This window comes from Actinomadura rubrisoli (genome assembly GCF_004349215.1).
Taxonomy (GTDB): Bacteria; Actinomycetota; Actinomycetes; order Streptosporangiales; family Streptosporangiaceae; genus Spirillospora; species Spirillospora rubrisoli.
On sequence record NZ_SMKU01000108.1, the window covers coordinates 1 to 26,026 of the forward strand.

At 71.0% G+C, this 26,026-nt stretch carries 27 protein-coding genes and 2 pseudogenes; 12 read left to right on the forward strand and 17 right to left on the reverse strand.

Going from position 1 to position 26,026, the window contains the following annotated elements; genetic code table 11:
- The 6 genes and pseudogenes from E1298_RS20705 to E1298_RS20730 all read left to right on the forward strand — a co-directional run.
- Nucleotides 1–551: pseudogene (locus tag E1298_RS20705) on the forward strand (Tm-1-like ATP-binding domain-containing protein); the annotation flags it as partial.
- Nucleotides 548–1,384: a phosphoenolpyruvate hydrolase family protein gene (locus E1298_RS20710; RefSeq protein ID WP_131895702.1), complete on the forward strand. Its 837-nt coding sequence runs from the start codon at nucleotides 548–550 to the stop codon at nucleotides 1,382–1,384. The pseudogene E1298_RS20705 and the gene E1298_RS20710, both read left to right, overlap by 4 nt.
- Nucleotides 1,384–1,791 carry a cupin domain-containing protein gene (locus E1298_RS20715; protein WP_131895704.1) on the forward strand — a complete coding sequence of 136 codons (408 nt, stop codon included), beginning with the start codon at nucleotides 1,384–1,386 and terminating at the stop codon, nucleotides 1,789–1,791. The genes E1298_RS20710 and E1298_RS20715 overlap by 1 nt, the downstream gene beginning before the upstream one ends.
- 121 nt (nucleotides 1,792–1,912) lie before the next feature.
- Entirely contained in the window at nucleotides 1,913–3,073 is a 1,161-nt protein-coding gene (locus E1298_RS20720) for a glycosyltransferase family 4 protein (RefSeq protein WP_131895706.1), read from the forward strand.
- Nucleotides 3,070–3,813 (forward strand): DUF2334 domain-containing protein, encoded by a 744-nt coding sequence (locus E1298_RS20725; protein ID WP_131895708.1) that lies wholly within the window; start codon nucleotides 3,070–3,072, stop codon nucleotides 3,811–3,813. The genes E1298_RS20720 and E1298_RS20725 overlap by 4 nt, the downstream gene beginning before the upstream one ends.
- Nucleotides 3,810–4,958 (forward strand): glycosyltransferase, encoded by a 1,149-nt coding sequence (locus E1298_RS20730; RefSeq protein WP_131895710.1) that lies wholly within the window; start codon nucleotides 3,810–3,812, stop codon nucleotides 4,956–4,958. The genes E1298_RS20725 and E1298_RS20730 overlap by 4 nt, the downstream gene beginning before the upstream one ends.
- On the opposite strand, the gene E1298_RS20735 is transcribed toward E1298_RS20730, so the two are convergent.
- Together E1298_RS20735 and E1298_RS20740 are read right to left on the reverse strand one after the other, a co-directional pair.
- A complete protein-coding gene (locus E1298_RS20735; RefSeq protein ID WP_131895712.1) occupies nucleotides 4,945–5,598 on the reverse strand; it encodes a hypothetical protein in 654 nt (217 codons plus the stop codon). The genes E1298_RS20730 and E1298_RS20735 overlap by 14 nt on opposite strands.
- Nucleotides 5,599–5,708: 110 nt before the next feature.
- Nucleotides 5,709–6,086 (reverse strand): YchJ family protein, encoded by a 378-nt coding sequence (locus E1298_RS20740; protein ID WP_131895714.1) that lies wholly within the window; start codon nucleotides 6,084–6,086, stop codon nucleotides 5,709–5,711.
- Between the two features lie 212 nt (nucleotides 6,087–6,298).
- On the opposite strand from E1298_RS20740, the gene E1298_RS20745 reads away from it, so the two are divergent.
- Entirely contained in the window at nucleotides 6,299–7,651 is a 1,353-nt protein-coding gene (locus E1298_RS20745) for a sensor histidine kinase (protein WP_207944757.1), read from the forward strand.
- Nucleotides 7,648–8,352: a response regulator transcription factor gene (locus tag E1298_RS49580; protein ID WP_131895718.1), complete on the forward strand. Its 705-nt coding sequence runs from the start codon at nucleotides 7,648–7,650 to the stop codon at nucleotides 8,350–8,352. The genes E1298_RS20745 and E1298_RS49580 overlap by 4 nt, the downstream gene beginning before the upstream one ends.
- Nucleotides 8,353–8,406: 54 nt before the next feature.
- On the opposite strand, the pseudogene E1298_RS50445 reads toward E1298_RS49580, so the two are convergent.
- From E1298_RS50445 to E1298_RS20825, 15 genes and pseudogenes are all read right to left on the reverse strand, one after another.
- Nucleotides 8,407–8,997: pseudogene (locus E1298_RS50445) on the reverse strand (phosphatase PAP2 family protein); the annotation flags it as partial.
- A 222-nt stretch (nucleotides 8,998–9,219) separates the two neighbouring features.
- Nucleotides 9,220–10,527: an amidohydrolase/deacetylase family metallohydrolase gene (locus E1298_RS20760; RefSeq protein ID WP_131895722.1), complete on the reverse strand. Its 1,308-nt coding sequence runs from the start codon at nucleotides 10,525–10,527 to the stop codon at nucleotides 9,220–9,222.
- A 30-nt stretch (nucleotides 10,528–10,557) separates the two neighbouring features.
- The gene (locus E1298_RS20765; RefSeq protein ID WP_131895724.1) at nucleotides 10,558–11,040 is read right to left on the reverse strand and encodes a RidA family protein; all 483 of its coding nucleotides are present in this window, start codon (nucleotides 11,038–11,040) and stop codon (nucleotides 10,558–10,560) included.
- Nucleotides 11,041–11,100: 60 nt separating this feature from the next.
- Complete coding sequence (locus E1298_RS20770) at nucleotides 11,101–12,696, reverse strand: aminotransferase class V-fold PLP-dependent enzyme (RefSeq protein WP_207944758.1); 1,596 nt, start codon at nucleotides 12,694–12,696, stop codon at nucleotides 11,101–11,103.
- A 278-nt stretch (nucleotides 12,697–12,974) separates the two neighbouring features.
- Complete coding sequence (locus E1298_RS20775; protein WP_131895726.1) at nucleotides 12,975–13,937, reverse strand: LysR family transcriptional regulator; 963 nt, start codon at nucleotides 13,935–13,937, stop codon at nucleotides 12,975–12,977.
- 89 nt (nucleotides 13,938–14,026) lie between these two features.
- A complete protein-coding gene (locus E1298_RS20780; RefSeq protein WP_131895728.1) occupies nucleotides 14,027–14,380 on the reverse strand; it encodes a hypothetical protein in 354 nt (117 codons plus the stop codon).
- Nucleotides 14,370–15,233, reverse strand: a complete 864-nt coding sequence (locus E1298_RS20785; RefSeq protein ID WP_131895730.1) for an ABC transporter ATP-binding protein — start codon at nucleotides 15,231–15,233, stop codon at nucleotides 14,370–14,372. Before E1298_RS20785 ends, E1298_RS20780 begins: the two co-directional genes overlap by 11 nt.
- Complete coding sequence (locus E1298_RS20790; protein WP_243725705.1) at nucleotides 15,230–15,970, reverse strand: ABC transporter permease; 741 nt, start codon at nucleotides 15,968–15,970, stop codon at nucleotides 15,230–15,232. Before E1298_RS20790 ends, E1298_RS20785 begins: the two co-directional genes overlap by 4 nt.
- A gap of 140 nt (nucleotides 15,971–16,110) precedes the next feature.
- Complete coding sequence (locus E1298_RS20795) at nucleotides 16,111–16,977, reverse strand: ABC transporter permease (protein ID WP_243725706.1); 867 nt, start codon at nucleotides 16,975–16,977, stop codon at nucleotides 16,111–16,113.
- The gene (locus E1298_RS20800; protein ID WP_131895734.1) at nucleotides 16,965–18,104 is read right to left on the reverse strand and encodes an ABC transporter substrate-binding protein; all 1,140 of its coding nucleotides are present in this window, start codon (nucleotides 18,102–18,104) and stop codon (nucleotides 16,965–16,967) included. Before E1298_RS20800 ends, E1298_RS20795 begins: the two co-directional genes overlap by 13 nt.
- Nucleotides 18,105–18,107: 3 nt before the next feature.
- Nucleotides 18,108–19,076, reverse strand: a complete 969-nt coding sequence (locus E1298_RS20805; RefSeq protein ID WP_131895736.1) for a sugar kinase — start codon at nucleotides 19,074–19,076, stop codon at nucleotides 18,108–18,110.
- A gap of 3 nt (nucleotides 19,077–19,079) precedes the next feature.
- The gene (locus tag E1298_RS20810) at nucleotides 19,080–19,739 is read right to left on the reverse strand and encodes an RraA family protein (RefSeq protein ID WP_131895738.1); all 660 of its coding nucleotides are present in this window, start codon (nucleotides 19,737–19,739) and stop codon (nucleotides 19,080–19,082) included.
- A 174-nt stretch (nucleotides 19,740–19,913) separates the two neighbouring features.
- Nucleotides 19,914–20,963, reverse strand: a complete 1,050-nt coding sequence (locus tag E1298_RS20815; protein ID WP_131895740.1) for a LysR family transcriptional regulator — start codon at nucleotides 20,961–20,963, stop codon at nucleotides 19,914–19,916.
- An 87-nt stretch (nucleotides 20,964–21,050) separates the two neighbouring features.
- A complete protein-coding gene (locus E1298_RS20820) occupies nucleotides 21,051–21,539 on the reverse strand; it encodes a 2,4'-dihydroxyacetophenone dioxygenase family protein (RefSeq protein WP_131895742.1) in 489 nt (162 codons plus the stop codon).
- Nucleotides 21,540–21,567: 28 nt separating this feature from the next.
- A complete protein-coding gene (locus E1298_RS20825) occupies nucleotides 21,568–22,296 on the reverse strand; it encodes an SDR family NAD(P)-dependent oxidoreductase (RefSeq protein ID WP_243725707.1) in 729 nt (242 codons plus the stop codon).
- 453 nt (nucleotides 22,297–22,749) lie between these two features.
- Here E1298_RS20825 and E1298_RS20830 point away from each other — a divergent pair, with 453 nt between their 5' ends.
- The 4 genes from E1298_RS20830 to E1298_RS20845 are packed head-to-tail and all read left to right on the forward strand — an operon-like array spanning nucleotide 22,750 to nucleotide 25,917.
- Entirely contained in the window at nucleotides 22,750–24,636 is a 1,887-nt protein-coding gene (locus tag E1298_RS20830) for an FAD/NAD(P)-binding protein (protein ID WP_131895746.1), read from the forward strand.
- 28 nt (nucleotides 24,637–24,664) lie between these two features.
- Nucleotides 24,665–25,060: a cupin domain-containing protein gene (locus tag E1298_RS20835; protein ID WP_165975575.1), complete on the forward strand. Its 396-nt coding sequence runs from the start codon at nucleotides 24,665–24,667 to the stop codon at nucleotides 25,058–25,060.
- Nucleotides 25,061–25,094: 34 nt separating this feature from the next.
- Nucleotides 25,095–25,685 (forward strand): cysteine hydrolase family protein, encoded by a 591-nt coding sequence (locus E1298_RS20840; protein WP_131895749.1) that lies wholly within the window; start codon nucleotides 25,095–25,097, stop codon nucleotides 25,683–25,685.
- A 25-nt stretch (nucleotides 25,686–25,710) separates the two neighbouring features.
- The gene (locus E1298_RS20845) at nucleotides 25,711–25,917 is read left to right on the forward strand and encodes a hypothetical protein (protein WP_131895751.1); all 207 of its coding nucleotides are present in this window, start codon (nucleotides 25,711–25,713) and stop codon (nucleotides 25,915–25,917) included.
- Nucleotides 25,918–26,026: the final 109 nt, after the last annotated feature.

Sequence of the window (26,026 nt, forward strand, 5' to 3'; positions counted from 1 at the left end):
GGCGGGCGCTGGAGGGGCTGGTCGACAGCGGCCTGCTGGCAGGCGTGCTGGACCTGACCACGACGGAGCTGGCGGACGACCTGGTCGGCGGCGTCCTGTCGGCCGGGCCGGACCGGCTCACCGCGGCCGGACGGCACGGGGTGCCGCAGGTCGTGGCGCCCGGCGCGCTGGACATGGTCAACTTCGGGCCGCGCGGCACCGTCCCGGAGCGGTTCGCGAAACGCGACCTCTACGTCCACAACCCGACCGTCACGCTGATGCGGACCACGCCGGAGGAGATGGCCGAGCTGGGACGGCGCGTCGCCGCCAAGCTGGCCGCCGCGACGGGCCCGGCGGCGCTGTTCGTCCCGCTCGGCGGGGTGTCCGCCTTGGACGCGCCCGGCATGCCGTTCCACGATCCGGCGGCCGATGCGGCATGCTTCGAGGCGCTGGGCGGCGCGGAGGCGGCGGCCGTCGAGACGCGGCGGCTCGACCTGCACGTCAACGACCCGGAGTTCGGCCGCGCGATGGCCGACCGGCTGCACGAGATGATCTCGGGGGGAGCGGAATGAACCGGCAGGGCGTCCTCGCGCGGCTGCGCGCCGCCGTCGCGGCGGGCACGCCGGTCATCGGCGCGGGCGCCGGGACCGGGCTGTCCGCCAAGTGCGCCGAGTCCGGCGGCGTCGACCTGATCATCATCTACAACTCCGGCCGGTACCGGATGGCGGGACGCGGCTCGCTCGCCGGGCTGCTGCCCTACGGCGACGCCAACCAGATCGTCGTGGAGATGGCCGCCGAGGTCCTGCCGGTCGTGCGGGACACGCCCGTCCTGGCCGGGGTGTGCGGCACCGACCCGTTCCGGCTCATGCCCGTCTTCCTCGACCAGCTCAAGGCGATGGGCTTCGCGGGCGTGCAGAACTTCCCGACGGTCGGCCTGTACGACGGGGTGTTCCGGCAGAACCTCGAAGAGACCGGCATGGGCTACGACCTCGAAGTGGAGATGGTCCGGCTCGCCCGCGAGCGCGACCTGGTCACCGCCCCCTACGTCTTCGACGAGGAGCAGGCGCGGGCGATGGCCGAGGCGGGCGCGGACGTGCTCGTCCCGCACGTCGGGCTCACCACCAAGGGCAGCATCGGCGCGGGCACCGCGCTGACGCTGGACGAGGCGGTCGAGCGGGTGCAGGCCATGGCGGACGCCGCGCACGCCGTCCGCCCGGACGTGCTCGTCCTCTGCCACGGCGGCCCCATCGCCGAGCCGGAGGACGCCGCCCACGTGCTCTCCCGGACGCGGGGCGTCGTGGGCTTCTTCGGGGCCTCCTCGGTCGAACGGCTGCCGACCGAGCGGGCCATCACCGAGCAGGTGGCCGCCTTCAAGAACGTCGCATTCAAGAACATGGAGATCTGATGCTGGTGAGTCCCGGCGACGTGCCCACGATGACCTTCGACTGGGGATCGATCAAGTGGTTCGTCACCCCGTCCGGCGTGCCCGGCGCGTCCAGCACGCTGGGCGAGGTCATCGTCAACCCCGGCAAGGGCCACGCCCGGCACAACCACCCGGGCGCCGAGGAGATCATCTACGTGATCTCCGGCGAGGCGACCCAGATGGTGGACGACGGGGAGCCGTTCACCATCCGGGAGGGCGACACCGTCCACATCCCGAAGGGCGCGTGGCACTCGACGTACAACACGACCTGGCGCACCCTCCGCCTGATCGTCACCTACACGCCCGGCGGGGAGGAGAAGGCCCTCGAAGGCGCGCCGGACTTCTGCCTCCACGACGCGGGCGCCGTCCCGGAGTGGCGCCCGGCCTGACGCCCCGGCGGCGCAGAGCGACCGAATGATCACCGAGACGACACTCCCGTTCGTGTGATGTTCTCCTTGCGGGTGTCCCGCCGCGACCGCGATTTCGGGCTTCAAGGAGAGCCTCTCGCCCGTGAAGGTCGCCATCGTGACCGAGTCGTTCCTCCCCCGCGTGAACGGGGTCACGGGCTCGGTCTGCCGCGTTCTCGAACATCTCGCCGCCCACGGCCATGAGGCCCTCGTCGTCGCCCCCGGTCCCGGCCCCGGCTCCCACGCCGGTGCCCCGGTGGAGGCGGTCCGGGGCGTCGCCCTGCCGTTCTACCCGTCGTTCGCCGTGGGGGTGCCCTCGCGGCGCGTCACGGCGGTCCTCCGCGACTTCGGGCCCGACATCGTCCACCTCGCCTCCCCGCTCGTCCTCGGCCTGTCCGGGCTCGCCGCCGCGCGCCGCCTCGACGTGCCCGCCATCGCCGTGTTCCAGACCGACATCGCCGGGTTCGCCCGCCGGTACGGCCTGCGCGGCACCGGCCCGCCCATCTGGTGGTGGCTGCGCCGCCTCCACACGCGCGCCGACCGCACGCTCGCACCCTCGTCCCCCGTACTGGCCGAACTGGAAAGGCGCGGCGTGCCGCGCCTCGCCCACTGGGGACGAGGCGTGGACCAGCGCCGCTTCCATCCGTCCCACCGCTCGGCGGAACTCCGCGCGCGCTTGGCACCGGACGGCCGGGCACTCGTCGGATACGTCGGACGCCTCGCCGCCGAGAAACGCCCAGAGATGCTCACCCGCCTGGTCGGCGTACCCGGCGCACGGCTGGTCGTGGTCGGTGACGGGCCAGAGGAGGACCGGCTGCGACGCCGGATGCCCGACGCCATCTTCACCGGCTTCCAGACCGGAACGGCGCTGTCGGAACTCGTCGCCTCCTTCGACGTATTCGTGCATACCGGAGCGGACGACACCTTCTGCCAGGCCGTGCAGGAGGGCCTCGCCTCGGGCGTGCCCGTCGTGGCGGCAGCGGCAGGCGGCCCGCTCGACCTCGTCCGCCCCGGAGTGAACGGACTCCTGTTCGCGCCCGACGACGGATCCGAACTGCGCGCGGCCGTCTCCACCCTCGTGGACGACGTCAAGATGCGCCGCCGGATGTCCGTCCAGGCCGCGGAGTCGGTGCGGGGCCGCGACTGGGAGACCGTCTGCGGGGAGCTGATGGAGCACTACAGGGAACTCGTGTACGCCGAACGGCGAGCCGCGCCCCAACGCAAGGAACGCGCCGTACTCCGACGCAAGGAGCGCGCCGCGTGACGCATCCGACCGGCTTCCCCTTCGTCGTGTCCATCCACGACGTCGCCCCGTCCACCGCCGAACCCACCGCCCGGTGGCTCGCCGACCTGGACGAACGCGGCGTCCCGTCCACCCTCCTGGTGATCCCCGGACCGTACGGCGGAGGCCCCGCCCTGCCCGCCGACGACGCGCTGGTCACGTTCCTCCACGCCGCCGCCGGGCGCGGGCACGAACTGGCCCTGCACGGCTACCGCCACGAAGGCGTGCCAGGCGGCCCGCAGTGGCGGCGCGGTGTCAACCAGGTGCTGGCCAGGGGCGCCGGAGAGTTCTGGTCCCTCACCGCGAGCCAGGCCATCGGACGGCTCCGCGCGGGCCTCGACCTCCTCGCCGACGCCGACATCGGCGTCGTCGGCTTCACCCCGCCCGGCTGGCTGGCGTCCCCCGGCACCCGCCAGGCCCTCGCCTCGCTCGGCTTCGCCTACTGGACGAGCCATCTGGGCGTCCACAGCCTGCCCGGCGGCCCCGTCCGCCGCATGCCCGCCCTCTCCCACCGCCCCGGCGGAACAGGCGAACGCACCGGCGCCCGCCTGATGACCGGCGCCGCCCGCACGCTCACCAGGACGCGAACCCCGTTCCGCATCGCCCTCCACCCAGCAGACCTGACCAGACCGGGCCTCCGCCAAGCCACCCTCACCGCCATCGACCACGCGCTCGCAGCAGGCGCCCGCCCGACCACCTACGAATCCCTGACGGCGACATGAGGATCGTGCAGCTCGCGAACCTCTACAGTCCGGTGTCCGGGGGGCTTCGCACGGCCGTCGACATGCTCGGCGGGGGGTACACCGAGGCCGGGCACTGGCGGGCCCTTGTGGTTCCCGGGCCCTCCTACACGCGGCGCGACACGGAGAGCGGGACGGTCATCACCGTGCCCGGCCCGTCGGTGGCGCCCGGATACCGGCTCGTCCTGGATCCCCGGCCGGTGCTGCGCGTCCTCGGCCGCCTGCGGCCGGACGTCATCGAGGTGTCCGACAAGGCCACGCTCACCGTCGCCGCCAGGTGGGCGCGGCGGCGCGGCGTCCGCACCGTCCTGTTCTCGCATGAGCGGCTCGACGCGATCCTCGCGCCGCGCACGCCCGGCTGGGTGCCGCTGGAGGCCGTCACCGACCGCTGGAACCGGCGGCTGGCGGCGTCGTTCGACGCGATCGTGGTCACCTCCGCGTTCGCCGCCGCCGAGTTCGCCCGGGTCGGCGCCCCGTCCTTGCACCGCGTTCCGCTGGGCGTGGATTTGGCGACGTTCCGTCCGCTTCCATCGGTGGACGACGAGGCCGGCGCGGACGTCCGGCCCGTCCGGCTCGTCCATCTTGGACGGCTGTCGGTGGAGAAGCGGCCCGACCTCGCGATCGGCGCCGTGGCCGAGCTGGTGCGCCGAGGCGTGCCCGTGCGGCTCGACGTGGTGGGTGATGGACCGTGCCGTCCCCGGCTGCGGGCCTGGGTGGACCGCGAGCGGCTGCCCGTCCGGTTCCACGGCCACGTCGGCGACCGCGCCACCGTCGCCCGGCTGCTCGCGCGGGCCGACGTGGCGCTCGCCACCTGCCCGATCGAGTCGTTCGGGCTGGCCGTCCTCGAAGCCCTCGCCTGCGGGACGCCCGTCGTCGCGGCCGACCGGGGCGCCGCACACGAGCTGCTCGCCCCGGGCGCCGGGGCCGGGGTGCCGCCGCGCGCGGCGGCGTTCGCGGACGGCGTCCAGGGGATGCTGCGCCTCCCGTCCGCCCACCGCCGCGCCGCCGCCCGCGAACGCGCCGAAAGCTACCCGTGGACGACCACCATCGCGGGCATGCTGGACGTCCTAGCCCCACCGACACCAAGCCGGACGTCCTCTGCGGTCGCGGAGCCTAATCGGTGGTGAACTTGCAGTCCGGCGGGTTGTCCGGCGGCTCGAACTCGCCCTTCGGAATCGGCAGTGGCGCGTCCTTCACCGTGTACCCCTTCAGCCATTTACCGAAGGGGCCGGAACTGTTCGTGCTGAACGGCGCCGGACCGCTGCCCATCTGCTGGCACTGCGCGAGCGTGACGCCCCACGAGAAGCCCATCCGGTCGTACTTGTGACCGAGCGGAGACTGGTAGAACGTGAAATTCGCGCGCTTCTCGTTCTCCGGCACCTTGTCCTGCCGGATTCCGGAGACGACGGCGACGGGCCCGGTCGCCATCACGTAGTCGACCTTGATCGTCCCCCAATGGTGCTTGGACGGCCCGCCGGGCACGTCCGGCGAATAGTGGTCGTAGGTCACCGTCCCCCGCGCGGCACCGAACACGATCTTCCCGTTGACGACCTTCCACGGCGCGCCGTGCGCGTCCACGATGAACCGCCGGTACGGGTACTCCGGGTCGGCCGGGAACTTCAGCCACGCGTCCCCCGTGACATGGGCGTCCTTGAACGGCCCGGGATCCTTGTCCTCGCCCTGCGCCAGCGCGCTGCCGCTCCCGGTCAGCCCCGCCACCGCCGCGACCACCGCCCCCGCGACCAGGAAACGTCTACCCCGTGACATACGGGTCTCCTCTCTCGCGGACGCCGTCGCCCGCTCCCCACAAACTCGCAGAATCCCCTTTCGCGCTCTTCCCCCGAGCGAACGAGCCCGCTACCCCGCGCGGCGGATTGTCAGTTCACCTTGCCCCTGACATAGACCCACTCACCGTCATGCCTCACGAACCGGCTGACCTCGTGCAGTTCCCCGACCTCGGACCCCGTCAGGTAATGAGCGCGGAACTCCACCGTCCCCTTCGCGTCCCGCGGCCCCCCACCGCCGGTGTCCACGATCTCAAGCCCTACCCACCGCATCCCCGGATCGAACTCGACCCGTTCCGGACGCGTCGCGGGGTGCCAGCTCCTCAGCAGATACGCCTCGTCCTCCTTGGCGAACGCACTGAACCGCGACCGCATCAGCTCCTCAGCGGTCCCGGCCCGCCCCTCACCCCGATGAAGCCGCCCGCAACACTCCCGATACGCCGCACCCACCCCACAAGGACATTTGGCCATCCCACAATTCTGCCTCGACGATCGTCCGAGTGAGGACGTGTCCAGGCTGGACGGTCTTGGGTTCCGATCGATGAGGCGACCCGGCCAGGGGCCCCGTCACCTGCACGGGCATGACTTTCGATAGTGTCGGGCGGTTCACAGATTGTCGTATCGTCACGCTCGTGAAGCGAATGGTCGTCAAGGCTGTCGCCAGGTCGGGTAACCCGTTGGTGATGGCTGCGGTTTGCACGGCCGGTCTGAGCGTCCTCAGTCTGTGGTGGGTCCCGCCCACGGTGGTGTTGTCCTTTCTGGCCGGCCGGCTGCCGAGCCGGGCACGGCTGGCGGCGCTGGCGCTGCTGGCCCTGGTGGCCGCGGGCATGATCGCGGTGTCCGTGGTCCCGTCATGGCTCTCGATGGGCAGCCGGTTCGTGGCCATGCTGGTGGTCGCGGCGATGCTGCCGTGGTTCGCGGGGCGGTTCTGGCGTCAGTACCGTGCGCTGGTGCGGGCCGGGTGGGAGCGGGCCGAGCATTTGGAACGCGAGCAGCGGCTGGTCGCCGACCAGGCCCGGCTGCGGGAACGTGCCCGGATCGCGCAGGACATGCACGACCTGCTCGGCCACGACCTCAGCCTGATCGCGCTTTCGGCGGGGGCGCTCAAGCTCGCGCCCGACCTGCCCGCCGGGCATCGCGAGGCCGCGGCGGAGATCCGGGCCAGAGCCGGCGCGGCGGTGGATCACCTCGGGGAGGTGATCGGCATCCTCAGCGCGGACGGCAGGGAGGACCCCATGGCCACCGATGTGCAGGGCTTGGTCGCAGGGGCGTCCGCGGCCGGGCTGCCGGTCGCGCTGTCCACCGAGGGCGAGCCCCCGGTGGTTTCCCCCGTTGCCGAGCGCGCGGTGCACCGGGTCGTCCAGGAGGCGCTGACCAACGTCGCCAAGCACGCGCCAGGAGCACCGGTGACCGTGCGGATCGTGTACCGCGACGCTGAGACCGAGGTGCGGGTGGAGAACGAACCCGCGCCCGGCGGTATCCCGGCCGCGACGAACGCCGGCGGCGGGCGCGGGCTCGTTGGGCTGGACGAACGCGTCCGTGTCGTGGGCGGCTCACTGGAGTACGGGCCGCGTGGGCGGGGGTTCGCGGTCATCGCCCGCATCCCGCACGCCCCCGGGGCCGCGCCGCGATTGGCCGCCACCACCGAGCGCAAGAAGGACAGTGTGCCGCTGGAGCACCGTCGCGCGCGGCGGCGCCTGGACCGGACCATGCTCGCCGCGGTCGCGGTGCCGCTGGCCGCCGTTGTCCTGCTCGGGGCGGGACTACGGGCCTGGGACCTGATGCTGGTACGCGCGACGGTGCTCTCACCCGACGACTACGCCCGCATTCACGTGGGGCAGGACCGGGCCGAGTTCACCGGGATCCTGCCGGAGCGCCAGAAACCCGAGCATTCGGACGAGCCTTCCCCCGGACCCGGCGTCCAGTGTGAGTATTACGCGATGACCGCCAACCCGTTCGACGACCGTTCCGGTGACGCCTACCGGCTGTGCTTCCGGGCGGGACGCCTGGTGTCCAAGCAGGTGAACGCCCAGTGATCCGCGTGCTGGTCGCCGACGACGAGCCCATGGTCCGCCAAGGCGTGCGAGCCGTACTCGCCTCAGCCTCGGACATCAGCGTGGTCGCCGAGGCGGAGGACGGCCACCAGGCGGTGGCATTGACCCAGCGCCACCGCCCTGACGTGGCCATCCTGGACATTCGCATGCCCCGCATGGACGGCCTGCGCGCCGCCGCCGAGATCCGCAGGACCGTCCCGGACACCAGCGTCGTCATGCTGACGACCTTCGGGGAGGACGACTACATCTTGCAGGCTCTCGGCGACGGCGCCGTGGGCTTCCTGGTCAAGTCCGGTGAACCCGAGGAACTGGTCATCGGCATCCGGGCGGTCGCCGACGGCGCCGCCTATCTGTCACCGAAGGTCGCCGCCCGGGTGGTCGCCCATCTGACCACCGGGGCGGGGGCCGCTGCCGGACGGCGCAGCGCCGCCGGCCGGCAGGTCGCGGCGCTCACGCCCCGGGAACGGCAGGTGCTGGCCCTCCTGGGGGCGGGGCTGACCAACGGGCAGATCGCCCGGCGCCTGCGGGTGGTGGAGGGAACCGTCAAAGGCCATGTCAGCTCGATCCTGTCGCGGCTGGCCGTGGACAACCGGGCGGCCGCCGCCGTGGTCGCCCACGAGGCCGGGCTCGTCCCGCCACCCGAGCGGCCTGGCCACGGCCCACGCGGCGAACGGGGTGAATAGCAGCATCGTCACGGCGGCGACGGCGCCGCCGAGCGCCGCACCGGCCAGGACGTCGTGCGGGTAGTGGGCGCCTGACGCCACCCGCGCCGGTATCACCGCCGCGCCCAGCGGAATCGAGACGATCGCCAGCCGCGGCCGCAGAATGGCCAGCCCCACGGCGAGTCCTACCGCGAGGGCCGCGTGGTTGCTCGGGAAGGCCCAGTCACCCGTGGGGGGGCATTCGGCGACGGCCCTGGCTCCGGGCACCGCGCGGCACGGCCGCTCCTCGTCCACGACCAGCTTGAGCGCCTCGCTGACCACGTATCCGCCGACGGTGGCGACGCCGACGAGGATCGCGGCGCCCACGTCACGGGCACTGCGGCGGCGCAGAGCCAGCAACCCCGTCACCGCCAGGAGCACTCCCAGGACGAGCAGGAGCCCGTCGCCGGCCAGATCCGCCGCCGAGCCCACGAACGAGGGCGCGTCGGCCGCCGCATCGCTGATGTCCCGGTACACCGACGCGGAGGCCCCGCTGGTCACCTTCACCGGCCCCGTTTCGCCCAGTCCGCCGGGCCAGAGCAGCACCAGGGCGAGCGCCCCCGCGACCATCGATGCCGCCGCTCCGAGGACCCGCGGGACAATTTGGTACTGAGATTCTGGTTCCATGCTGTCGACAGTAAGAACACTGGCACGTTGAGCACCCGAGTCGAACGGCCAATTCGCGCCCCTGACCTTCGTCAGGGTTGACTTACGGGTTTGCTTTCCCGAAAATGCCCTCTTGCCCTCCCCTTTCCAAAGCTCTCATTGGACCAGGGATCCCTATGCCAAATGGGTGAGGGGCGGGGTGGCGGGCGTTGTGCCCGGCTTCCCGCCCCTCGTTTGTTCAGGTCAGTGCTCGTCCGTCCTTCCCGTCAGGCGGCTCGGGTCCGGCGTCCATTTCTGGGCGGCCTTGCCGTTCAGGTCCCAGACCACCTTCCCGGCGCGGACCGTCAGCTCGGTGGACAGCTTCCGTTTGCCGTCGATGCGGTAGCCGAAGCTGTCCGTGAACCCGAACCTGCCCTTGTCGAGAGTGAACACCGCGATGTCGGCCGGCGCGCCCACCGAGAGGTGGCCCAGGTCGGGCCGGTCGATCGCCTTCGCGGGTGCCCAGGTCGAGGCGTTGACGACGTCCTTGAGCGGCATGCCCACCGCCATGAACTTCGACATGATGTTGGACTGGTCCTTCATGCCGGCGTTCATGCTGGTGATGTGCAGGTCGGTGGAGATCGTGTCGGGGGCGAAGCCCTCCTTCATCGCCGGGACGGCGACGTCCCACGCGAAGCTGCCGCCGCCGTGGCCCACGTCGAACAGCACGCCGCGGTCACGGCCCTTCCGCATGCCCGGGTTGAGCCTGCCGTCCTGGCCCAGCTCGCCGCGGAGCCCGGAGTAGGCGTGCGAGTAGATGTCGCCGGGGCGGAGCTTCTCGGTGAGCAGCGTCTTCAGCGGGCGCTCCGGGCGGTTGGCGCCGAAGTCGACCATCACCGGGATGCCCGCCTCGTCGCCCGCCTTGACGGAGTTCTCGACGGCCGTCCACTCCGGCCCCTCATAGTGCGCCGTCTTGATGCCGACGATCGTGCCCGGGTGCTCCTTGGCCTTCGCCGCGGCCCGGCCGGGGTCCATGTCCTTGAGGTCCTGTTCGTACTTGCCGCCCGCCATGCCCTCGCCGACGATGTTGAGGAAGGCGAGGACGCGGGTCTGGGAGCGGTCGATGACGTTCTTCTTGAACAGGTCGAAGCTCTTCGCGCCCGATGAGCCGGCGTCCACCGCGGTGGTGACGCCGGAGCGGAAGGTGAAGCCGTCGGGCGCCACGCCCGACCAGCCGTTCCGGTAGGCGTCCTCCGGGCCGGGGAAGAGGTGGGCGTGCAGGTCGATGAGGCCCGGGGTGACGTACTCCCCGGACGCGTCGACGGTCTTCTTCGCGGCCGCGGCGTCGATCCGCCTCGCGACCTTGGCGATCTTTCCGTCCTTGACGGCGACGTCGCGCACGGCGTCCAGGCGGTTCTTCGGGTCGACGACGTGGCCGCGCTGGATGACCAGGTCGTAGGCTTCGGCGGCGGACGGTGCGCCGCCCGGGGCCAGGGCGCCGAGGGCGACGCCGAGGGGCAAGGTGAGGGTGGCAGGAAGGATCCGCCGGCGGAATCGGTCTCTCGCGTGCATCCGGACTCCAGTCTCAGCTGACGGCGGCTCTCATCTGACGGCGATGCAGTCGATCTCGACGAGCGAGTCGCCGGGAATGCCCCCGGCGGCGGCGATGGTGGTGCGCACGCCGGGCGCGCGGCCCCAGCGGCCGCGGAAGACCTCGTTCATGCCGTCGTAGTCGTCCAGCGAGTTGAGGTAGACGTTGACCTTCAGCACCTTCTCCATGGAGGAGCCGACGGACTCCAGGTAGCGCTTGACCTCCTTGAGGACGTGGTCGGTGTGGGCGCGGATGTCGCCCTCGAAGTGCGCTCCGATGCCCGAGATGTAGACCATGTCGCCGTAGGTGACGATCGGGCTGAACAGCGGGTTCTTCGGCGGCTGCTCGCCGCCCGGGTAGTGGACCTCCTTGCGCGGCCGGCGGCCGCGCCCGCTGTCGGCGGCCGCGGGTTCGGCGCTCGCCACGACCGGTACGGCGGCGACGGCCGCCACTGCCGGGGCCTTGCGGATGAAGTCCCGTCGGTTCGAGGACACGGTTCCTCCAGGGGGTGAGACATGGTTCGGTGCGTGAGGTGCAAGAAGCGGGCGCCGCCGTCAGGACTTGCGGGTGGCGGTCCAGGACGCCCCTAGGTACTCGCCCATGCTGAGCGCGCCGCTGATGCGGTCGCCCTTGAGCGTGCCGGTGAAGGTGAAGTCGAGCGCGTCGCCGTGCTCCTCGCCGTAGTGGCTACGCACGGTCACCTCCGCGCCGCTGACCGTGCCGGTCGCCGGCCGGGTGACGAACTCGCCCTTGTGGGTGCCGGTGAGCTTCGCGCCGTTCTGGCTCAGCTTCAGCTCGTGCGCGGTGGACCTGCCGGCCGTGTACCTGATGTCCAGCGCCCAGGTGCCGCTCGCGTCGACGGTGGGCGGCTTGGGCGGCTCGGGCTTCGGCGGCGGGTCCCTGAGCAGCTTGACGAGCTCGGCGGCGATGGTCTTCGCGTTGCCGGGCTCCAGCATGTAGGGGGTGATGGACACGCCGGACTGCGCCGGGTCGCCGCCGCCCGCGGCGTTGATGGCGATGCGCGGCTCGCCGTTCCACAGGGTGTCCACGATGGTCTGGCCCGTGACGCCGAGTTTCTCGGCGTTCCACAGGATGGTCAGGGTCGGGGTCCGGTTGGAGAGCCCGTCCGGCTGGACGATCTTCGTGGTCAGGCCGCGGACCACCGAGACCCGGCGGGTGATGTCCTTCAGCCACGAGGTCCACCTCGCGTACTCGGCCCTGTGGTCGCGCTGTACCCACATCTCCACGGCGGCGAGCATCCCCATCGCCTCCTCCTTGCCCACCTTGAACCCGCGGGCCCAGCCGTGGTGCGGCGCGCTGTGCACCCAGGCGGCCCGCACCAGGTCCTTGCGGCCGAGCAGGATCCCGGCCGACTGCGGTCCGCGCAGGCACTTGCCGCCGCTGTACGCCACGAGGTCGGCGCCCCGCTGCAGATGGACGTTCGGGATGGTGAGGATCTCCGCGGCGGCGTCGACCAGCACCGGCACGCCCGCGGCGTGGGCGATCCGCGCGATCGTCCTGGTGTCGAGTTCGCTCTTGTCGACGCGGGGCATGGCGAAGATGTAGACGAGCACGGTCTGCGGCCCGAGGGCCGCCTTCAGCTCTTCGCGGCTGTCCACCTCGACGATCTTGAGCCCGGTGGCGCTGATGGCCGCCTCGTACACGTTCCGGGAGTGCTTCGGGATGATCGCTTCGGTCTTCTTGAAGCCGGTCAGGTCCGGCAGCCGGACGTGGAGATCGGGGTTGCCGCCCGCCACGCACGCGGCGCTCGCGTGCCCCAGCGCCGCGGAGGCACCGGAACTGACCATCCCGAACTCGGCCTTGGTCAGCTCGCCGAGCCTCTTGCCGATGGCGTCCGCGAGCTCGTCCAGCTGGACGTACTTCCGCGCCGCCCTGTCGATCGCGTCGCGTACCTCGGGCAGCATCAGCGAGCCGCTGAGCACGGTGTAGGTGCCGCGTCCGTTGATCAGCGGGCGTACGCCGATCGCTTCGTAGCCGTTCTTCGCGCCCTTCCCGGCGGCGCCGGCGGCCGTGCCGCCGTTCGGCGCCGCCACCGCCTCGCCGCCCAGGAGCGGCCCCAGGCTCAGCGCGCCGCCGACGGCCGCGCCGCGTCCGAGCATCGTCCGCCGTGATATTCCTTCAGTTCGCATCCGGTCCACCCCAGGCGACTCGTGGTTCGTGGTGTGCGTCACACGGTAAGGCGAGCGGGGGCGGGCGTTAAGCTCGTGATTCGTATGGCGGTATTCGCATCTCGGATGGCGGCGGGCCGTTCGAGACCCAGCGTGTCGCGGGAAATGCGCGCAGTTCCCATGGACGGGGATCGCCGCGCCGTTGCGCCCTTGAAGAAGTGCGTTCCCCCGGTAGCCGTAATGGCACATCGAATGCCTCCCGGAACACTGGCGGTTCAGGTGCCGGTGCCGTCAGGACGTCACCCGGCGGGCTGCGGCTGCCTCTCCGCAGCCGTCAGCTTCGTGGTCCCCACCGGGATGTCCGACACCTCGATCTCGCGGAGGAGCGTGCGGGCCGGCGGTGTCAGCGGGCTGGTCGTGCTCCAGTACACCGCGACGCGGCGGCCGCAGGGGACGTCGAGACGGCGGGCCACCACGCCGTCGGTGTTGGCGGTGGCGACCGCCAGGAAATTGATGACGCCGATGCCGAGGCCGCTGCGGACCAGGGAGATGAGCGTCTGCGGCTGGTTCGTGGCCTGGACGGCGTTCGGTTCGAGGCCGCGCTCATGGAAGGCGCGGTAGGTCTCGAAGCCCGTCTCCTTCGGCGAGCCGAGCCGGCCGATGGTGATGACCGGGTACTTGGCGACCTCGGTCACCGGCAGCGGCTCGGGCAGGGCGGCCAGCGGGTGGTCCGGGCGGTGCACGACGATCAGGCCCTCCCGCCACAGCGGCCGGCACTCCACCGAAGGCCCGGCCGGCGGCGCCATGGGCCGCAGGCAGATGTCCACCTCGCCCGCGGCCAGCGCCCCGTCGAGCTCCAGGGTGGAGCGCTCCAGCAGAATCACCTTGATCGTGGGACGGGTCCGCGCCATCCGCTCCAGCAGTTGCGACACGAACGCCGCGCTGGCGCTGGGGTAGCTGCCGAGCGTCACCACCCCGCGGGCCGCGCCGCGGTACCCGGCCATGGCGGCCTCCGCGCCGGCGAGCTGCCGCAGGATCGTCCGGGCGTGCTCGGCGAGCACCACACCCGCGTCGGTGAGCGACACGGGCCGGCGGTCCCGGTCGAACAGCGAGACGCCCGCCTCCCGTTCCAGGGCGGCCACGTGCATGCTCACCCGAGGCTGGGAGCGGTGGATGACCTCCGCCGCGGCGCTGAAGCTTCCGGTGTCGACGACGGTGAGGAACGAGACGAGCCATTCGAGGCGCAGATCGGTACGGATCATGCCTTTGCTCTACCGCCGTGCCTGGTAGTGGACAATCCCGGTCGTGGTTTCGGATGGGGACCGATCCGCATTCCGAATAGCCGTGCGGGTCAGGGCCCTCCCTTCGGCGCCTCGATGTGCTTGATCCAGTACTCGCGGGCCAGCGCGTCCACCCCCGCCGGCGCCACGCCCCGCAGGTGCACGACATGGCCGTCGGTGCCCGCGATGCGGCCGTGCTTCTGCAGCCGCAGGATGTGGTAGCGCTCTGGCGCGAAGCCGAGTTCCACGTCGACCGCGAACCGGCCGCGGGCGTCGCGGTCCGCGCCGACACCGGGACCGGCCTTGCCCTGGGCCTGGACGGTCAGCCAGACCTGGTAGGCGAGCACGATCGCGATCAACACGGCGATCTTGCGGAGCGTCGGGCTCTTCGCGGCCCGGCGCGGCAGCGACGTCCTAGGCGGCATTGGGCCCGCCCCCCGCGTCCTCGCCGCGCGCGCCGCCGTCTCCCACGCCGCCGTCTCCCGCGCTCGCGCCCGCGCCGTCTCCCGCGTCCTCGTCCCCTGCCAGCAGGTCGTTGACCCGGTTCGCGGTGCGGCGGAACTCCGGGAGCTCCGCCGTCTCCTGCCAGCGGCGCGGCCTGGGCAGCGTCACGTCCACGATCTCGCGCACCCGGCTGGGCCGCCGGGACAGCACCACGATCCGGTCGGAGAGGAACACCGCCTCGTCGACGTCGTGGGTGACGAAGAAGACCGTCGGGCGGCGGGTCTCGGAGATGCCCGTCAGATCCTCCTGGAGCCTGCGGCGCGTTTGCGCGTCGATGCTGGCGAACGGCTCGTCCATGAGCATCACGGCCGGCTCGTTGGCCAGCACCCGGGCCACGCCGAGCCGCTGCTGCATGCCGCCGGACAGCTCGTGCGGGTACCTGTGCGCGAAGCCGTCGAGACCGACCAGCTTCAGGAACTCCTGCGCTCTGGCGTTGCGCTCGGCCCGCGGAACCTTGCGCATGCGCAGCCCGAAGACCACGTTGCCCAGCACCGTCTTCCACGGGAAGAGCGCGTGGCTCTGGAACACCACACCGCGGTCTGGCCCCGGCCCGTCGACGGGGCGGCCGTCGACGACGACCGTCCCGCCGGACTGCCGGACGAACCCGGCGACGATGTTGAGCACGGTGGTCTTGCCGCAGCCGCTGGGGCCCAGCACGGAGACGAACTCGCCCTCCTTCACCGTGAAGGAGACGTCGTCGATGGCCGTGACCTCCTCACCGCTGTACGCGTCGGTGTACACCTTGTGCAGTCGGTCGATCTCCAGCGCGGTCATCCATCCGCCTCCATCGCGCGAACCATTCCCCAGCGTTCGACGGTCGCCCGCTCGAACGGGGCCAGAATCAGGGCGTCGAGCGCGTACCAGAGCGTGCCGAGCACCACCATGCCCAGGAACACCTGGCTGACGTCGCCGACCCGGCGGGCGTCGAACATCATGAAGCCGACGCCGCTCGTGCCGACGATGATCTCGGCGGCCACCAGCGCCCGCCAGCCGTAGCCGAGCCCGGTGCGGATGCCGCCGGCCACCGACGGCAGGGCCCCGGGCACGATCACCTCCAGGAACACCCGCAGGCGGCCGGCGCCCAGGCTGCGCGCCGCCCGGACGAGCTCGCCCGGCACCTGCTCGACCCCGGCGACGACGCTGAGCATCAGCGGGAAGACGATCGTGTAGACGAGGACGAACGTCACCGTGGTGAGGCTGAAGCCGAACCAGACGATGACGATCGGCAGCCACGCGATGTCCGCGACGGCCTGGAAGAACAGCAGGATCGGCCAGAGGGCGCGGCGCACCCAGCGGCTCATCGCCACGGCGAAGCCCAGCGGGAGCCCGATGAGCAGGCCGAAGCCGACGCCGTAGGACAGCCGGGTGAGCGAGTCCGAGAGATAGCCCGGCAGGATGCCCTTCTCCACCAGCTCGCCGAGCCTGTCCACCACGGCGGGCGGGCCGACGAAGAAGGACTCGGGGAACACCTCCAGCGCGGCCAGCAGCCACCACAGGGCGACGACCGGCACGAAAGGCCCCAGCGTGCGGAACGTTCCGCTGCGAAGGCACCGGTGCCACAGCCGCCACGCCAGGCCGCGGCGGGCTCCTCGTCCGCGCCGGCCTGGTCCGCGGCCCGCGTGCTTCTCCCTCGTCGGGGAGGCGGTCGACGTCATGAACCCTGCCCTCCCGTCATCCCCCAGCGCTCGATCGTGCGCCGCTCCAGCGGCGCCAGCAGGAGCCGGTCCATCAGCAGCCACAGCACGCCGATGATCACCATCGACGCGATGATCACGTCGGTCTGGAAGTACTTCTGCGCCTGGAACAGGGCGTACCCCAGGCCCGCGTCGCTCGCGATGATCTCGGCGGCCACCAGGCCGCGCCATCCGTAGCCGAGGCCGACCCGCAGGCCGGTGACGATGCTGGGCAGGGCGCCGGGGAGCAGGATCTCCCAGAACATCCGCAGCCGGCCCGTGCCCATGCTGCGCGCGGCCCGCAGCAGCTCCGTGGGGATCTGCCGGACGCCGAGCATCGCGTTGTAGGTCAGCGCGAAGAACATCGCGTTCCACACGATGAAGATCACGGCCCGGTCGCCGTAGCCGAACCACAGCGTCGCGATCGGGATCCAGGCGATGCCGGCGAGCGCCACCGAGAACCTCAGCAGCGGCAGGAAGAACGCCGACAGCACGCGGCTGGACCCCAGCGCGATCCCGAACGGCAGCGCCGTGACCAGCGCCAGCGCCATCCCTATCCCCACCCGCCGCAGGCTGGCGCCCAGATGCCGGAAGAGGTCCCCGCTCGACCACAGCTCGCCCAGCGCCCTGAGCACGTCGCTGACCTGCGGGAAGACCCGCATCGAGGCCCCCGACGCCGACACCGCGACGGCCCACACCGCCACGAGCGCCGCGAGCGGCCCGAAGAACCACAGCGCGCCCGTGGCGGTGGCGCGGAGGCCGCGCCGCCGCGCGGGACGCCGCTCAGGCGGCTGCTCGGGCCGCCGCACGAGCCGCCGCGCGGTCGGCGCCGTCACGACGGGCACGCCTTCTCGGCCGCCGCACGTTCGAAGGTGTAGCCGTCCTCGATCTTCGCGGACGCCGGCGTCTCGGGGAGGTCCTGGAAGAGCTTCGCGTTGCCGGCCATCACCTTGAGGATCGGGCCGGGCCGGAAGTACTTGTTGACGTCGAGGCCGGCCTTGACGTTCCCCTGCGCGGCCAGCAGCCGGGCGACGGTGTCGAGGGCGAGGTAGTTGCAGGCGGAGAAGCGCGGGTCGAGCTGCTTGACGTTGTGCTTCATCGCCTCGACGGCCACGGCCTTCTTGGTGCCGGGCAGCCACCGGGTCGCGGCGTCGGCGGCCTTGTCCGGGTTCTGGCGCATCCACTGGTCCGCGGTCGCCCGCGCGGTGAGGAAGCGGTGGACGACGTCGGGGTGCTCCGCGGCGTACTTGGGGGTGGTGACGATGTAGCCGACGAACGGGATGTGCCCGCCGCCGCGCAGCACCTCCTTCGCGCCGTCCACCTGCTGCGCGATGGTGATCGGGAACGGGTCCCAGACGATGGCGGCGTCGATGCCGCCGGACTTGAGCGCCACCGCCATGTCCGGCGGCTCGGTGTTCACGATCTTGACGTCGCTCGTCTTCAGCCCAGTCTTCTTCAGCAGCCCGAGCAGGTACAGGTGGTTGATGGAGCCCTCGGAGACGCCGATGCGCTTGCCCCGCAGCGTCGTGAGGTCCTTGCCGTCGATCCCGGACTTGCCGCTCGCCACCACGGCCATGGTGTCGTCGATGCTGAGCCTGCTGGCGGAGCCGGTGTAGCTGCCCACCAGGACCAGGTCGATGCCCTTCTGGGCGGCGGCGATGGCCGGCGTGCCGACCTGGACGAAGTCCACCTGGCCGGCCTGGAGCGCGTTGAGCGCGTCCACGCCGGTCGGGAACGGGTCGGCGAGCTTCACATTGAGGTCCTGGTCGTCGAAATAGCCGGCCTCGACCCCGGCCGGCAGGCCGAGCTGGTCGATGGCCGAGACGTATCCCGCGGAGACCTTGGTCGGGGCCTTCGCACCGCCCTCGCCCGCGACATTGTCGTCGACGGTGGATCCGCCGGAACACCCCGCGAGCAACGGCACGATGCCCGAGCAAGCCACCACCGCGAGGTGGCGTTTCACGCGCGACATGACTCATCTCCTGATCGGTCTGGACGGTCGGACGGGTCGGGGGCCCCCGGCGAGCACGGCGTCGACGGTGCCGCGGTGGGGGATGGGGGTGACCGCGCCGAGGCCGGTCGTGGTGAGCGCCGCCGCCACCGCCGCGTAGCGGGCGGCCTCGGGCACCGGCGCGCCGTCCAGCAGCCGGGCCGCGAACGCGCCGTCGAAGGTGTCGCCCGCCCCGGTGGGATCGACCTGCCGCACGGGGTGCGGGTCGATGCGGGTGACCGTGCCCTCGTGGGCCACCAGCGCGCCCTGGGCGCCCATCTTCAGCACCACGGTGGCCGGCCCTCGCCGTACGAAGGCGTCCAGCACCTCTCGCGGGTCGTCCGCCCCGGTGAGGGCCCGGCCCTCCGTGAGGTTCGGCAGCGCGATGTCGCACATCTCGACGCCGCGCATGATCACGGCGCGGGCGCGCTCCGCCGGCCAGAGGGCGGGCCGCAGGTTCGGGTCGTAGCTGATCAGCGCCCCGGCCCGCCGCGCCAGCTCCATGGCGTGAAAGCCCGCGTCGCAGGCCGACGGGCTGATCGCCTGGGTGATTCCGGAGACGTGGACGAGGCGGGCCCGGGCGACGGCGTCGGCGGGGATGTCCTGCGGAGCGAGCCGGCTGGCCGGGGAGTGCGCGCGGTGGTAGACGAAGCTGGCCTCCGACTCCGTCCGGGAGACGAAGTAGATGCCGGTCCGCCCGCCGGCCTCGCGCACGACGTGATCGGTGCCGACCCCCTCCCGCTCCCACATGCGCAGGAACGCCGCGCCGAAGTCGTCGTCGCCGATCCGGGTGACGTAGCCGGTGCGGGCGCCCGACCGGGCCGCGGCCACGGCGAAGTTCGAGGTGTCGCCGCCGTAGCCGACGGTGAAGGCGTCTCCGCCCTGGACCGGCCGGGCGCCGTCGATCCGGGCGTTGAACTCCAGGAGCGGCTCGCCCACCGCGAGGATGTCCACGGCTCAGATCCGGCCGTGCTTCTCGATGCCGCCGCGAAGCGAACCCAGCTCCAGAATCAGCGCGGTCTGCTCCCGCTCCCGCCGCTCGATCTCCAGCGCCGTCTCCAGCACCGCGGCGACGCTCTCCGCGGGCACGCACACCACCCCGTCGGCGTCGGCGACGATGAGGTCGCCGGGACGCACCGCCACGCCGCCCATCTCCACCGGCTCATTGAGGGAAACCGTGCGATAGCGGCCCACCGTGGTCGCGGGCACACTGCCGCGGGCGTAGACGGGAAAGTCGGGGTAGTCGCGGCGGATCTCCTCGACGTCGCGGAAGCCGCCGTCCAGCACCGCGCCGGCGATCCGGTTGGCCACGGCCCCCGCCGCCATCAGGCCGCCCCACACGGCGACGTCGGCGCCGCCGGCGGCGATGCAGACGACGCTGCCCGGCTCCGACTCGTCGATGGCCCGCAACGCGTGCGTCGGCGGGGACGGGTCGGGCGACGGCACCTCCAGCACCGTCGCCGCCGGGCCGACCAGCCGGCCCGCGCCCGGGAGCATCTGCCGGACGCTGCCGGACAGGTAGCCGCGGCGGCCGCCCAGCTCCACCGCGTCGGCCACCGAGGCGGTAGTGATGGAACGGAAAGCGGTGATGATATCGGCGGAAAGCATCGTGGTCATGTCATGGGCTCCGTTCTCTGCAAAGCGTTCCCCGCGAGGCGCCGCATTCCGGAGACGAATTTCGTCAGGGTGCGACCGGCCCGGTGACGCGGCTACAGGAACCGTAGAAGCGGATTGTCGGAGCGGTTAAGGCTGGAGCTCGAATGCGGGTATTCGACAAATGGATGCCGACCGCTATACGGCGGTCGGCAGGGAGGGCGGGGCCGCGTCCGGCCGGCCGCCGGCGGTGCCCACCGTGCCCCCGGTCGCGCGCGTCCGGCCTCCGGCTGTGCCCGTCCGGCCTCCGGCGGCGGCGTCCGGCCAGGGCCACGCGGGCGGGGAGAGCCGTTCCAGGCAGTCCCGGACCGCCTCCACGGCGGGCGACTCGTCCTCGCTCAGCCGCCACCAGACGGCGACGACGCGCTCGAAGCCCGCGCCGGCGAGCGGGACCAGGCAGACGCCGTCGGTGTTGGCGGTGGTCATGGCGAGCGCGTTCGTGATGCCGACGCCCAGGCCGTGGCGGACCAGGGAGATCAGCGTCTGCGGCTGGTTGGTGCGTTCGCTGATCACGGGGTGCAGCCCGTGGTTGGCGAACGCGAGGTTGGTCTCGTACTGCCGGCTGTGGCCGTCGTCGCTCTCCCCGATGCTGATCACCGGCAGCCTGGCGGCCTGCGCCAGCGTCACCTCCGGCTCGCGCGCCAGCGGATGGTCGGCGCGGAACACGGCGACGAGCGGTTCGCGCCACAGCACCTCGCTGGTCACCCGGTCGGAGTTGACCAGCGGATGCAGCGGACGCACGGCCAGGTCGACGCCGCCGTCCGCGACCTGCTCCCCGATCTCCAGGCTGGGGCCCTCGTGCAGCACCAGGCGCACCTGCGGATGGGTGTCCCGCAGCGCCCGCACCGCCCGCGGGTACAGGTACGCCGCGACGCTCGGATAGCAGCCCAGCCGCACCGTCCCGCACACGCTCCCCGCCGCCGTCTCGGCGAGCAGGTCGAGCCGCCTGATGATCTCCTCGGCGTGCGGCAGCAGTCCGCGGCCCTCGGGGGTGAGGATGGCCGGCTGAACGGAACGGTCCACAAGCCTCTGGCCGACCAGCCGTTCCAGGGCGGCGACATGGCTGCTGACCCTTGGCTGGGAGCGATAGAGAGTCCGGGCGGCGGCGGAGAAGCTGCCGTGGCGGGCCACCGCCACGAAGCTCGCGATCCAGTCGATGCGGTAGTGATGAGCGCTGCCCAGGTCCATGGCCCGTCCTCCCAAACCGAGATCGTCGAGAACGTTACCTGCGGCGCACCGATAGGTGAATGGTGCAGATCGGTCGCCGGGGCCCCGTCAGCGGACGAACTGGTCCGCGTAGTCGGCTCCGAGGCCGTTCCTCGCGTAGTGGGCCCGGCACATGTCGATCTTCGTGAAGGTGTCCTCGTAGCCGATCTGCTCGCCGGTCTCGTCGACGTACGCCATGGCGCCCGTGATGTTGAAGAACGTCACCATCTCGGGGCAGTCCGGGGGCACCTCCAGCGTGTGGATCTCGCCGGGCGGCTCGTAGACGAAGTGGCCGGCCTCGGCGACCCAGTCGTGCTCGTGGTACCGCCACTTGCCTTTGAGCACGTAGCCGAAGACGACCCCCGGGTGCCGGTGCCGGGAGACGATGCCGGCGGCGGTCACCTTGAGCAGGTTGCACCACTGCCCGGTCACGGTGTTGAACATCAGCGGGCGGAACCACACGTTCGGCGCCTGCGGCACCCAGACCCGGTCGTCGTCGGGCACGGCGGCCACGGCGATCTCCGGCGGTACGGCGGAGGACATGGGGATGACGGCCATGAACAACGGTCCTTTCCTGGGTTTCGGCTCACGCGGCCAGATATCCGCCGTCGACCGCCAGCACGGCGCCGGTGATGAACGCGGCGTCGGGGCCGGCGAGAAACGACACGGCGCCGGCGATGTCCGCGGGCGTGCCCCAGCGCCCCATCGGCGTACGGTCGATGATGCGGCGGCTGGTCTCGGCGCTCTCGTGCAGTTCGCGGGTCAGCCCGGTGCGGATCCATCCCGGCGCGACGGCGTTCACCCGGATCCCCTCGTCCGCCCAGGCCACCGCGAGGGACTTGGTCAGCTGCAGCACACCGCCCTTGCTGGCGCTGTACGCCGGAACCCGGCCACCGCCGAAAAAGCTCAGCATGGACGCGATGTTGACGATGCAGCCACCCGAGCCGGCCAGCGCCTCGCGGGCGGCGAGGCAACTCCGCATGGTGCCGGTGAGGTTCACCCCGACCACGTCGGCGAACACCTCGGACTCGAACTCCCGGCCCCGCGCGACGATGCCGACCGCGTTGATGAGGACGTGCAACTCCCCGAACGAGCCCAGGAACACGCGAAGCTCGTCCTCCCGCCGGACGTCGAGCTCCACTCTCTTCACGTCCTCGGGCAGTTCGCGCCCGGCGCTCCCAGCGTCGAGTCCGGCGGCGACGACGTGGTCCCCATCGGCGGCGAAACGGCCGGCGATCGCGGCGCCGATCCCGCTGGTCCCGCCGATCACCACCACGGTCCGTCCCCCGGGCCCCGCAACGCGGTCATCGTGCACGGCCGTCTCCTCCAGCGTTCGGCTCCGATGCGACGAACTCGATTGAACACAGGCGAGGGAAGGGCCGTCAGTCCTCATACGAGACGGGAATGAGGGTCATTCGGATGCCCTCTCGCCACCCGCCACCCGCAGCCACCCCCACGATCCCGGCAGGGCTCGGAGTGTGTGAAGAAGATCTTGTGGAGGGCCGCGCGCGGTCACGTCGATCACGGTCGCGATCGCGGTGCCGTCGTGTGGAGCGGCCATGCGTGTTCAGCGGGTCGTGGTGCCCTGCCGGGGGCGGAGTCGTGGACGGTGCCGGGCGATGATGACCGTCGTCCGGTCGGGGCGCTTCCATGAGCGAATTTCATGGTGATGATGAACGGTGCGGCGTTGATCGCCTGACGGCACATTGATTCACTGTTCCTGAATTCAGCGCGAACGATCGTCTCAACGGTTTCAGAAAGGGCGAGCGTGAACGACGCTGCTGCGTTTCGTGGACAGACGACCGCGCCGGAGCCGCATCGCATAGCGGTGGTGGGAAGCGGCCCGCGCGGGATGGGGGTGCTGGAACGCATCACCGCCCGGCTCGTGGAGGGCCAGGGTGGCGGGCCGGTCGAAATCTATCTGATCGACGCCGTCGAAGTGGGATGCGGCCGGGTGTGGAGCCCGGATCAGCCGGAGTGGTTCCTCATGAATACGGTGGCCGGAGAGGTGACCATGTTCTCCGGTCCGCCCGACGACGGGCCTGTCCGGCCTGGTGCGGGACCGTCATTGGCTCAGTGGTGGGCCTCGCTGGATCCAGAATGCCCCGGGGCGGACGGCTATGCGCCGCGAGCACTCCACAGTCGATACATGCGTTTTCTGCTAGAAGCGGTGGAGCGGTCGTTGCCCTCCCACGCCGTTCTGCACCGGGTTGTCGATTTCGTCGAGGACATCGAGCCCGCGGCCGATGCTTACCGCTTGTCGTTGCGCGGCGGTGAGGATCTCATCGCCAATAAGGTCGTCCTGACCACCGGGCACACACTGCCGGAACTCACTGGCGCGGAGCGGCACCTCGCCGAATTCGCGCGTGAACGCCCAGAGCTGACGTACATACGGGGAGATTGTGCTTCGGACATGCCGTTCGGCGACATACCGTCAGGGGCGAAGGTCGGGGTCATCGGAATGGGCCTGTCCTTCTTCGACGTCATGTTCGCCCTTACGGTCGGACGCGACGGAAAGTTCCTCAAGGTCGGTGATGGTGAGATCATCTACCAGCCCAGCGGTCAGGAGCCGCTGCTGGTGGCCGGTTCACGCAGCGGGGTGCCCATCCCGGCCCGTGGCCGCAACCAGAAGGGCCCGGCCTTCTCCTACCGGCCGGTGTTGTTCACACCTGAAAGAGTTCGCAGGTCGGCGGCTGGGGAGCCGCTTGACTTCCGGGCAGATGTCCTGCCGTGGCTCACGGCCGAGATGAACCTGGTGTACCACGCGGCGATCCTGCGGAATATCCACGGTGAGTCGGCCGCGGCGCGGTTTGTCACTGACGTCACCATGTCCGCTGACCAGAGTGTCCCGGACCTCTGCCGTTTCGCGGCCGAACATGGGATCGGCGAGCACGACCATTTCGACTTCGAGGACCTCTGCCGCCCGTTCGCCCGGCGCACGTTCACCGACCCAGCGGCCTTCCATCGTGCGCTTGCCGAGGCGATGCGGGACGACCTTGCCCGGGCGGAACGAGGCAACGTTGACGATCCGCTCAAGGCCGCGCTCGACGTCATCCGGGACACCAGATGGGTGATACGCCTGCTGGTCGACTTCGGTGGTCTGCGCGCCGAGTCGCACAGGCGGGATTTCATCGAGTGGTTCTCCCCGAGGACCTCGTTTCTCGCGGCCGGGCCACCAAACGTGCGGCTGCGGTACGCGCTCGCATTGATGGAGGCCGGGCTTCTCCGCGTGGTCGGCCCAGAGACCCGTTTTCACGGTGCCCCGCAGAGCGGCCGTTTCGTCGCGGAGTCAGACCATGTCACCGGCTCGCGGGTCGAACTGGATGCGGTGATCGATGCCCGCATCCCCAGTCCCGATGTCCGCCGCGACACGTCGCCGCTCACCCGGAAGCTGCTCGAACGGGGGGTCTGGACGGAGTTCGTCAACATCTCGGGGGCACAGGCGTTCCCCACTGGAGGCGTCGCCGTGACCCGTTCTCCATTCCATCCGGTCGGACGCGATGGACACCCGAACACCGATCTCTACGTGCTGGGTGTACCGACTGAACACACGCGGTGGGTGACGTTGGTCGGAAGCGGGCGTCCCGGCCCTTGGAACGAGTTCATCCGGGATGCCGACGCAATCGCGGAACACGCTCTCGCCCCACGAGATTGAACTCCGCCTCAGCCTTTCTGGAGGAAGCATGGTCAGTCAGGATTCCCGAAGGCCGGCCGCAACCGTCATGCGTGACCTCCTGGCGGCCGAGAGCCAGGACGCCGTGGCATGGAAGGAGTGGAGCGAGCCGGGCCGCGCCGGTGTGCAGATGCACGTTCTTTATGCGACCGAGCCGCCACAGGAAGCGGTGGCATTCCTGGTTCGCTACTCGCCGGGCGCGCACGGCGACCTGCACCGGCACCTCGGGTACGAGCTGATGTTCGTGCTCGCCGGGGAGATGGTCACCGGTAAGGGCGCCCTCTATCGCACCGGCGACCTTGTCATCGAAGCACCCGGCAGTGTTCACCAGATCACCACCGAGACCGGTTTCACCGTGCTGGCCGTGCGAGAGGCGCCTACCGTGCCGATGACGGGCGCCCGATGACGATCCCCGACCATCACGAAACCGGAGGACGGCCATGGAGTCGCTGCGCCCTGCGCTACTCGTGCTTGACCTGATCAACGACGTCGCACACCCGGACGGGAAATTCGCCGGCCATGGCTACGCCAAGGAGGTGGCCAGGCGAGGTGTCCTCGACCGTACGGCCGCCGCCCTCCATCGTGCGCGTGCGACCGGCATCCCGGTGATCTATGTTGTGGTCGGCTTCTCACCGACCTATGTCGAATGCCCGGCGGACTCACCGATCTTCGGGGACGCGCCGAGGCAACGGAAGCTCACACTCGGCGAGTGGGGAACCCGGATCCACGACGCCGTCAAGCCGCAGGACGGCGAACCGCTTGTCGTCAAGCACCGGATCAGCCCGTTCTACGGCACGTCACTGGACCTGCTGTTGCGCAACCAGCGGGTGGACACCTTGCTGCTGACGGGTGTCTCGACCGACCTGGTGGTGCTCTCGACCGCCCGCGAAGGCCATGACCGGGACTTTCGGATCCGTGTGCTCGCGGACGCGACCGCTGCGACGAACGAGGAGTTGCACGAGTCAGCATTGCGACTGCTTGCACGTACGGCCGAGGTCACGACGGTTCAGCGTGGCATCCCGGCCCGGTGAAGGCCGCGAGAACCCGGGAGTGATCATGACGGCGACACCGACCTCTGAGGCACCCGTGGTAGAGACACCCAGCCATGAGGCACTGGCCTTTGACACGCCTGCCCGAAAAATGCCTGTGGGCAAGACCCTGGCCCGCAAGATATGGGACTCCCATCGGGTGCGGCAGGCATCCGGCGGCAATGATCTCATCTATGTCGACCTCCACCTGATCCATGAGCCTTTTCCATCTTGATCGTGCTGGTCACAAGGTGGTTGCGGTGGACTGAGTCGGCCGGTGACGCGACGAGGCTCCTGGTAGATGCGAAGTCGACCAAAACAACCGCCCTGCCAGGAGCCTCTGG

Bases quoted from the DNA above. Each gene is read 5' to 3' on its own strand.
- E1298_RS20815 (WP_131895740.1), bottom strand. From the start codon at position 20,963: ATGGACCTGGGCAGCGCTCATCACTACCGCATCGACTGGATCGCGAGC.
- E1298_RS20835 (WP_165975575.1), top strand. From the start codon at position 24,665: ATGGTCAGTCAGGATTCCCGAAGGCCGGCCGCAACCGTCATGCGTGAC.
- E1298_RS20820 (WP_131895742.1), bottom strand. From the start codon at position 21,539: ATGGCCGTCATCCCCATGTCCTCCGCCGTACCGCCGGAGATCGCCGTG.
- E1298_RS20775 (WP_131895726.1), bottom strand. From the start codon at position 13,937: ATGATCCGTACCGATCTGCGCCTCGAATGGCTCGTCTCGTTCCTCACC.
- E1298_RS20770 (WP_207944758.1), bottom strand. From the start codon at position 12,696: ATGCGAACTGAAGGAATATCACGGCGGACGATGCTCGGACGCGGCGCG.
- E1298_RS20760 (WP_131895722.1), bottom strand. From the start codon at position 10,527: ATGCACGCGAGAGACCGATTCCGCCGGCGGATCCTTCCTGCCACCCTC.
- E1298_RS20710 (WP_131895702.1), top strand. From the start codon at position 548: ATGAACCGGCAGGGCGTCCTCGCGCGGCTGCGCGCCGCCGTCGCGGCG.
- E1298_RS20730 (WP_131895710.1), top strand. From the start codon at position 3,810: ATGAGGATCGTGCAGCTCGCGAACCTCTACAGTCCGGTGTCCGGGGGG.
- E1298_RS20800 (WP_131895734.1), bottom strand. From the start codon at position 18,104: ATGTCGCGCGTGAAACGCCACCTCGCGGTGGTGGCTTGCTCGGGCATC.
- E1298_RS20780 (WP_131895728.1), bottom strand. From the start codon at position 14,380: ATGCCGCCTAGGACGTCGCTGCCGCGCCGGGCCGCGAAGAGCCCGACG.
- E1298_RS20740 (WP_131895714.1), bottom strand. From the start codon at position 6,086: ATGGCCAAATGTCCTTGTGGGGTGGGTGCGGCGTATCGGGAGTGTTGC.
- E1298_RS20845 (WP_131895751.1), top strand. From the start codon at position 25,711: ATGACGGCGACACCGACCTCTGAGGCACCCGTGGTAGAGACACCCAGC.
- E1298_RS20785 (WP_131895730.1), bottom strand. From the start codon at position 15,233: ATGACCGCGCTGGAGATCGACCGACTGCACAAGGTGTACACCGACGCG.
- E1298_RS20715 (WP_131895704.1), top strand. From the start codon at position 1,384: ATGCTGGTGAGTCCCGGCGACGTGCCCACGATGACCTTCGACTGGGGA.
- E1298_RS20735 (WP_131895712.1), bottom strand. From the start codon at position 5,598: ATGTCACGGGGTAGACGTTTCCTGGTCGCGGGGGCGGTGGTCGCGGCG.
- E1298_RS20810 (WP_131895738.1), bottom strand. From the start codon at position 19,739: ATGACCACGATGCTTTCCGCCGATATCATCACCGCTTTCCGTTCCATC.
- E1298_RS20840 (WP_131895749.1), top strand. From the start codon at position 25,095: ATGGAGTCGCTGCGCCCTGCGCTACTCGTGCTTGACCTGATCAACGAC.
- E1298_RS20745 (WP_207944757.1), top strand. From the start codon at position 6,299: ATGGCTGCGGTTTGCACGGCCGGTCTGAGCGTCCTCAGTCTGTGGTGG.